The sequence below is a fragment of the Kaistella solincola genome (assembly GCF_000812875.1).
Lineage (GTDB): Bacteria > Bacteroidota > Bacteroidia > Flavobacteriales > Weeksellaceae > Kaistella > Kaistella solincola.
The window spans coordinates 423,654-437,286 of sequence record NZ_JSYK01000003.1 but is presented as its reverse complement, the minus strand read 5'-3'; the positions used below and the strand labels follow the sequence as shown (position 1 = coordinate 437,286).

Here is a 13,633-nt window from a genome sequence, read left to right as displayed (position 1 = left end):
AATTATAATTATAGATTAATTGCCATTATATTTATAAAGTCTACTTTTGACATATCACACATTAAATATTTTATATTATTTTTAATGATAACCTTTAGGTCAATCTCGATGTTGTCTTTAACAATATAAAGTTCCCATTTACCTGACTCAATGCCATAAATCGCTCTTTCTAATTTAATCTTCCAGTCCGAGCCGTCACTATTTAAGCCTCCCAAATATTCAACTTGAGATTCAGGTTTTTCCGAGCGTCTGTAAAAAATTGTTACTCGATGTCTAGCCATAGTACAATTTATTAAAAGTTTTTTAATAAAGATAATTTATTTTGAAATTTAAATAGAGAAATTATTCCCACTCGATTGTTGCCGGCGGTTTACTGGAAATATCATACGTCACACGGTTGATTCCGCGCACTTCATTGATGATACGGTTTGAAACCGTATCTAAAAATTCGTACGGCAAACGGCTCCACGTCGCGGTCATGAAATCGGTGGTGTTTGCAGAGCGCACGACAGCGGTAAATTCATAAGTCCGCTCATCGCCCATCACACCTACAGATTTCACCGGAAGCAAAACCACAAACGCCTGAGAAACGGTGTCATAAAGTTTATTTTTATATAATTCTTCGATAAAAATATCATCGGCTTCCTGTAGAATTCTCACTTTTTCTGCGTCTACAGCGCCCAAAATCCTGATTCCCAAACCTGGTCCCGGAAACGGATGACGATGTACCAAATGATGTGGAATACCAAGCTCCTCGCCTACTTTTCTTACCTCATCTTTGAAGAGTTCGCGCAGCGGTTCCAAAAGTTCCATTTTCATATGTTCCGGCAAACCACCTACGTTATGATGCGATTTAATTACCGCTGAAGGTCCTTTTACAGACTGACTTTCAATAACATCTGGGTAAATGGTGCCTTGCGCTAAAAATTTCGCGCCTTCGAATTTATGTGATTCTTCATCGAAGACGGCAACAAATTCATTACCGATAATTTTGCGCTTTTCCTCTGGATCAGAAATTCCTTCAAGTTTTGCTAAAAACCGGTCAGCAGCATCTACCATATCAATTTTCAGGTTGAAATGTTCGCCGTAGTTTTCCATGACTTTTCTACCTTCGTCTTTTCGTAAAAGTCCGGTATCCACGAAAATACATTGAAGTTGGTCGCCAATAGCGCGGTGAATTAAAACCGCCGCAACAGATGAATCTACTCCGCCAGAAAGTCCCAAAATTACTTTTTGATCACCAACGGTTTCTTTAATATGGGCAATCGCCGTATCGATGTAGTTGGTAAGTTTCCAGTTTTTTGGTGCTTCGCAAATATTGAAAACAAAGTTTTCAATCATACGCCAGCCTTCTTCCGTATGGGAAACTTCGGGGTGAAACTGTACGCAATATATTTTTTTGGTTTCGTCGGAAATCGCGGAAATTACGTCGGTGGTTCCGTTGATTACAAAACCTGGTGGCACGGTTTCCACCTCATCGAAATGGCTCATCCAAACGGTGGAAAATCTGCCCACACCTGAAAGTAAGCGGTTTGATTTCTGGATCTGAAGTTTTGCTTTGCCGTACTCGCCTTTAATTCCTTTTTTTACGGATCCGCCAAGCAAATGCGTCATAAGCTGCATGCCGTAGCAAATTCCCAAAACGGGAATATTTTGCTCGAATAAGGCTTTTTCTACGAGATTTGCGTTTTCGACATTTACCGAACTTGGTCCACCGGAAAGGATAATTCCGGACGGCTCGCGCTCTAAGATTTCCTGCAAAGGTGTATTGAAAGGCAGCACTTCTGAATAAACGCCAAGCTCGCGAATTCGCCGCCCGATGAGTTGATTATATTGTGATCCAAAGTCAAGGATGATGATTCCGTTTTGCATAATATTGAAATTCGAAAAATAATTTATTTGCTGTTATTTTGCCATTTTTTTGTGAAATGGCTGTTTTGGCATTTTTAAAAAATCTGCGCTTTTAGCAGCGAATTTTTTAGCCCTGATTGAAGCGGCATCCTTTTGCGGCGCAAAGCAGAGCAAAAGATAGAGCTGAAAGCAGGTTCCCGGCTCCTGAAAAATTCTAAAAAAAGACGTGGAAAAACCACGCCTTTTTATATTAAAACTTACCGATGTCTTCGCGGTAATATTCGTAGTCGTAATGGATGATGTTCGCATCTACATACACTTTCTTGCGTGCTTCGTCGTAAGTTTCTCCCGTCGCCACGAGACTTAAAACGCGGCCGCCGCTGGTTACTATTTTGTTGCCACGCGTTTTTGCACCCGCAAATAACACTTCGCTGTGCGAAACTTTATCGATGTTTCTGATCTCAAAACCGGTTTCGATCTGGCGCGGATATCCGCCGGAACACATCACGAGACACACTGCTTTTTCGTCGCGGAATTTTAGTTCGATGTCGTTGCCTTCCAGACAATCCATAATCACATCGTAGAGGTTGTTTTCCATTAAAGCCATGATTACCTGGGTTTCGGGATCGCCGAGGCGCATGTTGTACTCCAGCAGATAAGTTCCGTTCTCGGTAACCATGAGGCCGAAGAAAATAAATCCTTTGAAATTGATTTTGTAAGAATGTAAACCTTCTAAAGTTGGCTTTAGAATATTTTCTTCGAAATCACGCTGATGTTCTTCGGTAAATTCCGGGCTTGGAGCTACACTTCCCATTCCACCTGTGTTTGGACCCATGTCGCCATTACCGGCTTTTTTATAATCTTTTACGGGAATACACGGGAAAAGTTTTGTACCGTTTGAAAAAGCGATAATTGAAGTTTCAAAACCTCTGAGATATTCTTCAATAACCAACTGAATTCCGGCATCGCCGTAAATTCTTTCGATCATAAATTTATGAATCGTAGATTCTGCTTCTGCTAAATCGTCGGCGATTACTACACCTTTTCCACCGGCAAGTCCGCTGGCTTTGATGACAATCGGAAATTGCTGTTCGCGAACATAATCTATCGCGGCTTGATACGCATCGAAAACTACGGCATTTGCGGTTTTAATGTTGTGTGTCTGCATGAATTTTTTGGAGAAAGCTTTGCTTCCTTCAAGCTCCGCGGTTCTTTTTCGCGGTCCGAAAATTTTAAGGTTATGCTTTTTAAATTCATCTACAATTCCTGCAACTAAAGGCGCTTCCGGCCCTACAATCGTAAGATCTATTCTTTCTTTGATGGCGAAATCGCGTAATCCTTCAATACTGTCTTCATACACGTTTTGTCCCAGTAAATCTGTAGTCGCGTTACCTTTTGCGAAATACATTTTAGAAATTCTTCGGTCGCTTTTCAGCTTCATCGCGATGGCAGATTCTCTGGCGCCGTTTCCTACGATTAATATTTTCATTTTATTTGATTGTTTTTTTTGAATTTAACAAATTTAGGAATTTGAAAATCATTTTCAAACTTGCCTAAAAAATCACTGTTTTCTGGACTATAGCAAAATCAATGCAGAAAATGGCGCATACCTGTAAGCATCATCGGAATTCCGTACTCGTCAGCAGCTTTTATGCTTTCTTCATCGCGCATACTGCCGCCAGGCTGAATGATTGCTTTGATGCCTTCTTTGGCGCAGAAATCCACCACATCGCGGAAAGGGAAAAATGCATCGGAAGCTAAAACCAGATCACCGCTGAATTTTTCTTTGGCTCTTTCCACCGCGTGTTGCGTTGCCCAAATCCGGTTCACCTGGCCCCCGCCAATTCCCAAAGCCTGAAAACCGTTGGAAACCACGATGGCGTTTGATTTTACATATTTTACGACCCGTTGCGCAAAAAGCAGCGCTTTTTCCTGTTCTGAAGTTGGTTGAACAGAAGTTACGGTTTTAATGTCATTAGAAAATTCGCTGTCCGTTGCCTGAACCAGCATTCCGCCGTCTATTTTCACCCAGGTTTGAGAATCAGAAACCGGGTTTTTTATTTTGATAATCCGCAGATTTTTTTTCGTTTTTAAAATTTCCAGCGCATCAGCATCAAAATCCGGCGCCATTACAATTTCCAGGAAAGTTTTATTCAGTTCTTCAGCTGTTGCTAAATCCACGGTAAAATTCATGCCGATAATGCCGCCAAAAATTGAAACCGGATCACATTCAAACGCTTTGGTATAAGTTTCTACCGCCGTATTTCCAATTGCAACACCACAAGGTGTAGAATGTTTTACCGCGCAGCACGCCATTTCATTCTGGAATTCATTAACCACATTCCAGCACAAATCCATATCGCGCAAATTGTTAAAAGAAAGCTCTTTTCCGCCTAAAATCTCAAAATCTTTCATCGCGCCGTTTTCCGTGGTGGAAACGTAATACGCTGCACTTTGATGCGGATTTTCACCATAACGAAGGTCCGAAACCTTCTGGTAAGAAGCGGTCAGATATTGCGGATATTCCTCATCTAAAAGCATTTGCGAAATTGCGGCGTCGTAAGCTGAAGTCAGGTTGAACACTTTTCCGGCTAATTTTTTTCGCGTTTCTACAGTGGTGTCGCCGTTTTCGTCAATTTCTTTCTGAACGGTTTCATAATCTTCCACATTTGTAATCACCGCTACAGACTGGAAATTTTTCGCACCGGAGCGCAACATGGACGGTCCGCCAATATCGATAAATTCTACTTTTTCCTCCAGGGAAATATCAGTGTTTGCGTGTGCAAAAAATGGATAAAGATTCACAATGACCATGTCAATCAGGGAAATCTCATGTTCCGCCACAGTGCTCATGTGCTCCTCGTTGTCGCGAACTGCGAGCAAACCGCCGTGAACTTTCGGGTGCAACGTTTTCACACGACCGTCTAACATTTCGGGGAAATTGGTGACTTCGTCAATCTGAATTGGATGTAAGCCGGCATCTTTTAAATGTTTAAAAGTTCCGCCTGTGGAAATCAGTTCATAATTGTTTGCTTCTAAAAATTTTGCAAAATCAATGAGTCCGGATTTATCGGAAACAGAGATCAGCGCTCGTTTTTTTGACATTTTCTTTCTTTTTACTTTTTATTAGATTCCGTTCTTTCACCAACGGTTATTTTTAAATTTTCGGCCCTTTTTGCACCAAATTTTTAGTTTCTCATTTGTTTCCTAAAGCTAAATTTATCGCCGCCGGAAAAATTTCAAATTCAATATTGTGAATTTTCTGTGCTAGAGTTTCCAAAGTTTCTCCTTCCTTAACTTCAAATGATTTCTGAAGAATGATTTCGCCTTCATCGATTCCTGCCGTAACATAATGCACCGTAGCTCCGCTTTCCTTTTCGCCGGCTTTTAAAACCGCCTCGTGAACGTAATTCCCCCACATTCCTTTTCCACCGAATTTCGGCAATAGCGCCGGATGAATATTGATAATTTTACCGGGAAAAGTTTCACAAAATTCTGCCGGTAAAATGGACAAAAAGCCCGCAAGCACGATCAAGTCTGTATTTTCCGGTAAAATCTTTTTCAGTTCTTCATAAAAATTTTTCCCGCGCGGAATTTTTTCGGCCTTAATTTGATGTTTTTTTGCTCTTTCTAAACCGTAGCAGTCGCGGTCTGCAACCACCAAACTGATTTGTGCGTCAGCAATTTCGCCACTTTCAACGCAGTCGATAATTCGCTGCAAATTGGTGCCGCCACCGGAAACTAAAACAACAATCTTTTTCATTTTACAAAACATAAAAATTTGCCGTTTAAAGGGCTAAAATTTTCAATTTTTTAAATCAGTTGGATTTTTTCCGATCCTTCGGTGATTTCACCAATTTCGTACGCATCTTCCACCAAATTCAGGACTTTTCCGGCGTGTTCCGGATCAACCACAACCACCATTCCGACACCCATATTGAACGTTCCGTACATTTCCATTCGCTCAATATTTCCTCTTTTTTCCAGTTCCAGCATGATGGAAGGAATTTTAATTTTCGAAGTTTCAATTGTGGCGCACAAATTTTCAGGGATAATTCGGGGAATATTTTCAATAATTCCACCGCCGGTAATGTGCGCAATTCCGGCCAATTTCACCTCTTCCAAAATTTTATGAATGGGTTGAAAATACAATCTTGTCGGTTCCAAAAGCGTTTCGTAAAGTGGTTTTCCTTCAAATTCTTCATTAAAATCCGGGAAAATTTTTCTCACCAAAGAAAATCCGTTGGAATGGAAACCGGAACTCGGCAAGGCGATAATTTTACAGCCTTTTTTAATTTTTGAACCGTCAATAATGTGGTTTTTTTCTACAATTCCGACACAAAAACCGGCAACATCGTAATCACCAGGTTTGTACATTCCGGGCATTTCCGCAGTTTCACCACCTATGAGCGCGCAGTTATTGTCTTTACAAGCCTTTACCATTCCCATCACAATTTCCGCGGCGATATCAGCGTCGAGTTTACCACAGGCTAAGTAATCCAGGAAAAATAAAGGTTTTGCGCCGTGGCAGATGATATCGTTCGCGCACATAGCAAAACAATCAACGCCGATTGAATCATATTTTTTAGAATCGAGTGCGACTTTAAGTTTCGTTCCTACTCCATCCGTTCCGCTGACCAAAACCGGATTTTTGTAACCTGCGATTTCATAAAAAGCACCGAAACTGCCCAAATTATTCAAGACATTCGGGTTGTGCGTTTCCGCGACGGCGGACTTAATTTTATCTACGGTTTTGTAACCTTCTTCTTTGTCTACGCCGGCAGATTTATAGGTATTGCTCATGGTTGCTTTTTTAAATAATGTACTATAAAGTTACGGAAATAAAAAAGCCGAAAGTCAGTCTGACCGTCGGCTTTTCATTATTTTTCAGCGTCAATTTTCTCTCCAAAACTTTGGTTTATCTCTTTTGGTGAATAAAATTGAGGCGCTTTCACTTCTAAAAATTTGGTTTTGCGAAAATAATGATTTTTAAATCGATGATGAAATTTCGGCTCACAATTTTTTATTAATGTTGCTACGCGGAAAATAATTTTAAAGAAATGCTTATAAAATTCTCTATTTTTGCTTCAAATAAATTTTATGGCTTCAGGATTTTTCGCAATATTAGATGATATAGCAGCATTAATGGACGACGTGGCGGTCACCGCAAAAATAGCAACTCAAAAAACTGCCGGGATTTTAGGTGATGACCTTGCGGTAAACGCCGAAAAGGCAACGGGTTTTCTGGAATCTCGTGAAATTCCGGTTTTGATGAAAATTATGCAGGGATCCTTCATTAACAAACTCATCATCGTTCCCGTGGTATTTTTGCTGCAATGGCTTTATGAGCCGGCAATCAACATTATTTTAATTTTTGGCGGATTTTATCTGGCGTATGAAGGAATTGAAAAAATTATTGAATATGTTTTTCACCGTGGCAAAAAAGGACACGAAGTAATTGAAGAAGCAACAAAAAGCGACGAAAATGCCGCTGAGCTTGAAAAATCAAAAATAAAGTCCGCCGTTACGACAGATTTCATACTTTCATTGGAAATCGTAATTATTTCTTTAGCGTCTGCGAAAGATGGTTACGAGGCCTTAAAATCACAATTCAATCCGCTGCTTGTGGAAATTGTAACCGTTTCTATTGTAGCGATAATCGCAACAGTAGGTGTCTACGGCATTGTTGCACTCATTGTGCGTATGGACGATGCGGGCTATCGACTTATTAAAAAATCGAAAACAGAAAGTGGCGTATTGGTTTCAGTGGGTAATTTCCTGGTGAATGCTTTACCTTGGGTTATAAAAGGATTGGGCGTGGTAGGTACCGTCGCATTAATCTTAGTAGCAGGCGGAATTTTCGTTCATTATATTGAGTGGGTTCATCATCATTTTTTACCAAACTGGAATTCTATTGCGAGAGAATCGTTGGCCGGAATCATAGGCGGCTTAATCGCCATTCCTGTTTTTAAAATGGGCAGCAAAGCATTTGCGCTGATAAAAAAATAACACATTTTATTAATTAAAAAAGCAGAAAAAATTTCCTGCTTTTTTGCTCTTTTTTTGATTTTTAATTCATCGGAACTTCCATCATTAAAATTTCGGAATTTTCTCCGGCTTCAATGGTGAAATTTTCGGTTTCCCAAATTCCGAAACCGTCCCGTGTTTCTAAAACCTGATCGCCAACTTGTGCGGATCCTTTTAAAATAAAAATATAAACACCGTTGCCTTTTTTGTGCAAATCATATTTTTTGGCGGTTATTTGGTCGAATTTTCCCAAATTAAACCACGCATCCTGATGAATCCAAACGCCATCGTCATCAGCATTTGGTGAAAGAATTTGCTGAAATTCATTGATCTTTTCGTTTTCTTTAATGCTGATTTGGTCGTAGCGCGGCGTCACGTTCATCTTATTCGGAATTACCCAAATCTGCAGAAATTTCACCAGCTCGTCTTTATTTTTATTATATTCGCTGTGCTGAACTCCCGTTCCGGCGCTCATCACCTGAATTTCACCGTTACGGATGACGGCAGAAGTTCCCATGGAATCTTTGTGCTCCAAATCGCCTTCGAGCGGAATGGAAATTATTTCCATATCGCGGTGCGGATGCGCGCCGAAACCCATTCCAGACGCAACCTGATCGTCATTTAAAACCCGCAAAGCACCAAAATTCATGCGTTCCGGATTGTAATAATTGGCAAAACTGAAAGTATGGTAAGATTTTAACCAGCCGTGGTCCGCGAAACCACGCGTGTCTGCTTTGTAGTATACTGTTTTCATTTTGTTGCGTTTGATCATTTAATACTACAAATTTAAAATATCAGACTTTCCCAGTCATTGATTTAAGATAAGAAATATTCAGTTTAAAAGAAAGCCTATTTATAATAATAATTTTTTTTAAAATATACTGCCTTAGACAACATTTGATATGCTGAAAATAAATTTAAAATTTTAATTTTTTTAAACAAATATAAAAATTTGCTAAAAAAAGCCACGTTTTTTCAGTTTTGGACATTCATAAGATTTTTTTGATATATTTACTATAAGAACCATTTAAATAATTTATTATGAAAACACTTTTAAGTTTCTCATCAACATTATTATTGATAATGATCTTATTTTCTTGCGAAGCAAGAAAGGCAGCATTTACAAAGATTGATACTGCAAATCCGCTTTCAAATCGGTTTACTGTAAAATCTGATTTAAATAAAGACATCTCTGGCGGTGAAATAATTAACAGAATAGGCAGAGATGCTGGACTTGAAAAAAACCAAAAATTATCTGATATTAGGTTAAGAAAACTAACACAATCGGAAAAGAATGAAAAAGACGCTGATAGGCCTATTTATGTATTACAGGCAAAAACAACAAACGGAATAAGTATAGCGCATATATTCTCTACAAACGGTGATGAAACAGCCTTGATTAGTGAAGGGAAAACTTGTAAATGCACATCAACTCAATGTGCACACGGATGCAATGCAGAAATATTCGGAGGGAATTGTAGCTGTTCGCACTGTTCTGCTGAATGCAAAAAAGAATCTACAGTTACGGATGAACCAGAGGGACCGTAAGAAATTTAAAGCTACACTAAAGCGGGCATTTTTTGTTCGCTTTTTTTATTTATTATTTCTAAGGAATTAAATGTTGCCAATTGAAGTCGCGTCTTGAGAGAAGAAGTAAAATAGATTTTATCATGGAAAAACAAACTGCTTTTTAATCCAACTACATTTCCTTAAAACGCAAATAAAAAACGGACAAAAGCCCGTTCCTTACTATCTATATCTACTGTATTTTAAAAGTGAACCTGCTGAATTTCTTCCTGCAATTCCTGCGGCGATTCATCGGGATCATTTTTGATTAAAAACATGGTTACGGCCGCTGCAATCAGCATACAGATGCCACCAACAACAACATAATCAATTGCCATATTTCCGAAGAGATTTTTTACAATCGGTCCACCAAAGATTCCGTTTATGATCTGTGGAATTACGATGAAGAAATTAAAAATTCCCATGTAAACGCCCATTTTTCTTAAAGGAATTGCGTCAATCAGCATCGCGTATGGCATCGCTAAAATACTCGCCCACGCAAAACCAAGACCGACCATGGAAATCCAAAGCATGCCGGTGTCTTTAATAAAAAACATGGAAATCAGTCCCAAACCGCCGCAAAACAAAGCCAGCGCATGCGTCTGTTTTTTACCAATGGCTTTTGCTATCGGTGTCAATAGAAAGGCAAAAGGAATCGCAAATAGATTGTACAAACCGAATAAATGTCCGGTTAAATCACCTGCTTTATTGAATTCTAAAGATTTGGTATCGTCCGGAGCAAGTCCGAAATGATGCGTCGCCAAAGCACTTGTGGTGAAAACCCACATGGTGAACAATGCGAACCAGGAGAAAAACTGCACTGCACCTAATTTTTTCATTAAAGGAGGAATTTTCGCAAAATCTTTGAATATATCAGAGAATTTTGACTTTTCAAGGTTTGGTTCGTCATCAGAAAAATCGGCAAATTCCTGTGGAGAATATTCTCGCGTGCTCAAAACTGTATATAAAATTGAAATAATTAAGACCGCCGCGCCTACGTAAAACGCGTAGATCACGTTATCGGCCACATAACCTTCCGGCGCAACATTAGAAACGCCCATTTTGGTAAGCCAGTTTGGCATTTCAGAACCGATTACGGCACCAATTCCAATTAAAATGGTTTGAACGCTAAATCCTAAGGTTCCCTGATGTTTCGGCAACATATCACCCACCAATGCGCGGAAAGGTTCCATGGCAACATTGATGGAAGCATCCATCATGGCGAGGAAAATTACTGCCAAAAGCAACACACTGGCGCCCATCATAGCAGTTACGGAAGCTGCGTTTGGTAAAAATACAAGACCTACGGCGCAAAGTACAGCGCCAATTAAAAAATACGGTTTTCTGCGCCCGAGCGGACTCCACGTATTATCCCCCATATGCCCGATAATCGGCTGAACCAAAAGACCCGTAATTGGTGCGACGAGCCAAAACCAGGAAAGTTCGTGGACATCGGCGCCGAAATTCGCGAGAATTCTACTGGCGTTCCCGTTTTGCAATCCGAAAGCCATCTGGATGCCGAGAAATCCCATACTCATGTTGATGATCTGAGCCAGACTGAGATTGGGTTTTATTCTTTTAGCCATATTTTTTTTATTAATATTGGTATAGTATAAATCTGATTATTTTTTCAATTCGGTCATTAAAGCGTCTTCGATGGGCGCTTTTATTGCGGTTACCTGATCATTAACGTCATTAGGAACGGTCATGGATAACACGTACTGGCGGATTTTCCATTTTCCACCGATTTTTTCCAGAACGCCGGAGCCGCGGCAAATTTTCATCTGCGTATCCAAAAGTTCATCAAACCAGGCGAATTTTCCATCAGCGCTGAAGGTGATATTTCTTTTTAAAGAGGTAAAATTCCAGGCTTTTCCTTTGTCAAAGTAAGGTTTTGCCCAAACCATGAATTCTTTTTTATTCCAGATTTCTGTCGCGTCAGTCCCAATGAAAGTGGATTCTTCTGCATAAAGGTCGAAATATTTTTCGTAATCCGTGGTGGCGGCGAAAGTGTTTAAATCATCTAAAACTTTAGAAACATTTTTCTTCTGCACGTTTTCGTAGAAACCTTTGTTCTGCGCTGATAAGGAAATCGAAAATCCGAAAACAAGCAACAGAATTCCGAGGGTAGAATATTTTTTCATGGTTAAATGGGCATTTTTTTGGAAATTATTTCAGTTCTAAAATTAAAGAAGATTTCCCAGAAACCGTTAATTTTTTTTCGCTGCTAATCGGGTGTTTTTTTCCGGAAATTACATCGGTTCCAGAGGAAACTCCGTTTAATGATTCTGCGAAACGGTTTAAAGCAAAAGTCTGGTCTTTTTCATTGTTATTAATGACCACCATTACTTTTTCTTTGTCATTGTAGCGGAAATAAACATACACCTTTTCTTTTGGCATATAATGTTTGGTTTTTCCGGTGTGGATTACGTCTTTATTTTTCCGCCAGTTCAGAAGTTTCTGGCTGAACTCGTGAAATTCCTTTTGTTCCGCAGTTTGCGTTTTTGGGTCGAAAGCATTTTGTGCATCACCTTTCCAGCCTCCCGGGAAATCACGACGGATATCGGCATCACCTTTGGATTTTTCACCGCGCATTCCGATTTCTGAACCGTAATAAATCTGCGGAATTCCGCGCACAGTGGAAATCAGTGAAAGTGCCATTTTATAATAGCGCGCATCGCCATTGAAAATTTCATTAAACCTTTCGGTATCGTGATTTTCAAAGAAAACCAAAATATTGTTGATGTCCGGATACAGGAAATCGTTGCCGAACGAATTGTAGATTTTAATCATTCCTTTGTCCCAACTTTCCTCTTCCTTCAGCGCACCGGGCAAATCGGTGTACAAAGTGAAATCCATAACAGACGGAAGATTGGAATTATAGCCGTCTATTTCGGCAATTTTTGAGTCTTTTTGCCAGTAGGAAATATGCGCGGGATTGTACATCCAGGCTTCGCCGACGATATTGAATTTCGGATATTCATCGGTGATTGCTTTCGCCCATTTCGCCATCCCGGTTTTGTCGTTGTACGGATACGTGTCAACGCGCATTCCGCCGAGTTCTGCGTATTCAATCCACCAAATAGCGTTTTGCGTTAAATATTTCAAAACCAAAGGATTGCTTTGATTTAAATCCGGCATTGTGGTATCAAACCAACCGTTCAGCGCTTCTTTTTTGTCGATTTCCGCAACATTGGTGTCGAACTGCGAAGTTGTCCGGTAATTCGATCTTTTGAAACCGTATTTACCTTCACCATCCGGGAACTGATGAATCCAGTCTTTAGTCGGCAAATCCTGTATCAACCAGTGCGAAATTCCCCAGTGATTCGTGACATAATCCTGAATAAGCATCATGCCGCGCTTCTGAAGTTCACGGGAAAGTTCCAGATATTCTTCATTGGTTCCGTAACGGCCGTCGATTTTGTATAAATCGGTTTGCGCGTAGCCATGATAGGAAGTTTGTTTTTCGTTGTCTTCATTCGCGGGCGTGAGCCAAAGCGCCGTAACACCTAGATTTTGCAAATAATCCAAATTATTGATGATGCCACGTAAATCTCCACCATGACGACCGTTGGGTGCATTTCTATTCAATTTATCTGTGAGATTTTTCTGAGAATCGTTTTTCTCATCGCCGTTGGCAAAGCGATCCGGCATGATCAGATACATGACATCTTTCGAAGTAAAAGAATTTCGCTCCGCGGAATTGGGTTTGCGGTTTTTCAGTTCGTAAGTGTAGGAATAAACGGTTTTATTCTTGTCTTTAAAATTGATTATAAAGGTAGGCGAATTAATCTCATCCGTGTTTACCGTAATGAAAACGTAGTTTGGATTTTCGGTTTTCGTAAGGTCTTTGATGGAAATTTTATCGGATAAATCGACCGAATATTTGGAAATGTCTTTCCCGTACACCATAATCTGGAGTTCGGGATTTTTCATGCCTTTCCACCAAAATGCGGGTTCTACCTTTTGGATTTGGGCAAAGGAAAATATCGAGATAAACAGGCAAAAAAATGCGATTTTCTTCATTGTAATAATTTTTGGGGCGCGAGCGAAGCGAGCGCCAATGTTCACCGAGTTGTCATTAGCCCCGATTGCAGCGGCATCCTTTTGCGACGCGGAGCGGAGCAAAAGATACAGCGGAAAGCGGGAAAAAGCTCCTGAAAAAGCTGATGTTGCATTTCGGCAAAAT

At 40.0% G+C, this 13,633-nt stretch carries 12 protein-coding genes; 2 read left to right on the top strand and 10 right to left on the bottom strand.

All coding sequences use genetic code 11. The annotated features are described in order from the left end of the window. Positions 1–8 precede the first annotated feature (8 nt). The 6 genes from OA84_RS06070 to purM all read right to left on the bottom strand — a co-directional run bounded on the left by OA84_RS06070 (position 9) and on the right by purM (position 6,654). Entirely contained in the window at positions 9–281 is a 273-nt protein-coding gene (locus OA84_RS06070; protein ID WP_039343825.1) for a hypothetical protein, read from the bottom strand. Positions 282–342: 61 nt separating this feature from the next. Continuing rightward, positions 343–1,872 carry a glutamine-hydrolyzing GMP synthase gene (guaA, locus tag OA84_RS06065; protein ID WP_039343822.1) on the bottom strand — a complete coding sequence of 510 codons (1,530 nt, stop codon included), beginning with the start codon at positions 1,870–1,872 and terminating at the stop codon, positions 343–345. A 229-nt stretch (positions 1,873–2,101) separates the two neighbouring features. Beyond that, positions 2,102–3,340, bottom strand: coding sequence for a phosphoribosylamine--glycine ligase (purD, locus tag OA84_RS06060; RefSeq protein ID WP_039343820.1), 1,239 nt, complete (start codon positions 3,338–3,340; stop codon positions 2,102–2,104). Positions 3,341–3,438: 98 nt separating this feature from the next. Next, complete coding sequence (gene purH, locus OA84_RS06055) at positions 3,439–4,956, bottom strand: bifunctional phosphoribosylaminoimidazolecarboxamide formyltransferase/IMP cyclohydrolase (RefSeq protein WP_039343818.1); 1,518 nt, start codon at positions 4,954–4,956, stop codon at positions 3,439–3,441. Positions 4,957–5,047: 91 nt separating this feature from the next. Then, entirely contained in the window at positions 5,048–5,614 is a 567-nt protein-coding gene (gene purN, locus OA84_RS06050; RefSeq protein WP_039343816.1) for a phosphoribosylglycinamide formyltransferase, read from the bottom strand. A gap of 50 nt (positions 5,615–5,664) precedes the next feature. Further along, a complete protein-coding gene (gene purM / locus OA84_RS06045; RefSeq protein WP_039343814.1) occupies positions 5,665–6,654 on the bottom strand; it encodes a phosphoribosylformylglycinamidine cyclo-ligase in 990 nt (329 codons plus the stop codon). A gap of 297 nt (positions 6,655–6,951) precedes the next feature. On the opposite strand from purM, the gene OA84_RS06040 reads away from it, so the two are divergent. Then, positions 6,952–7,860, top strand: a complete 909-nt coding sequence (locus tag OA84_RS06040; RefSeq protein WP_039343812.1) for a DUF808 family protein — start codon at positions 6,952–6,954, stop codon at positions 7,858–7,860. Positions 7,861–7,921: 61 nt separating this feature from the next. Here the strand turns inward: OA84_RS06040 and OA84_RS06035 are convergent, their stop codons facing one another. Next, complete coding sequence (locus OA84_RS06035) at positions 7,922–8,632, bottom strand: pirin family protein (protein ID WP_039345774.1); 711 nt, start codon at positions 8,630–8,632, stop codon at positions 7,922–7,924. A 287-nt stretch (positions 8,633–8,919) separates the two neighbouring features. Here OA84_RS06035 and OA84_RS06030 point away from each other — a divergent pair, with 287 nt between their 5' ends. Then, positions 8,920–9,426 carry a hypothetical protein gene (locus tag OA84_RS06030; protein WP_039343809.1) on the top strand — a complete coding sequence of 169 codons (507 nt, stop codon included), beginning with the start codon at positions 8,920–8,922 and terminating at the stop codon, positions 9,424–9,426. A 221-nt stretch (positions 9,427–9,647) separates the two neighbouring features. Here OA84_RS06030 and OA84_RS06025 read toward each other — a convergent pair whose 3' ends face one another. The 3 genes from OA84_RS06025 to OA84_RS06015 are packed head-to-tail and all read right to left on the bottom strand — an operon-like array spanning position 9,648 to position 13,470. Continuing rightward, positions 9,648–11,030 (bottom strand): MFS transporter, encoded by a 1,383-nt coding sequence (locus tag OA84_RS06025; protein WP_039343806.1) that lies wholly within the window; start codon positions 11,028–11,030, stop codon positions 9,648–9,650. 36 nt (positions 11,031–11,066) lie between these two features. Beyond that, the gene (locus tag OA84_RS06020) at positions 11,067–11,588 is read right to left on the bottom strand and encodes a nuclear transport factor 2 family protein (RefSeq protein WP_039343804.1); all 522 of its coding nucleotides are present in this window, start codon (positions 11,586–11,588) and stop codon (positions 11,067–11,069) included. Between the two features lie 25 nt (positions 11,589–11,613). Continuing rightward, positions 11,614–13,470, bottom strand: coding sequence for a glycoside hydrolase family 13 protein (locus tag OA84_RS06015; RefSeq protein WP_039343801.1), 1,857 nt, complete (start codon positions 13,468–13,470; stop codon positions 11,614–11,616). Positions 13,471–13,633 lie beyond the last annotated feature (163 nt).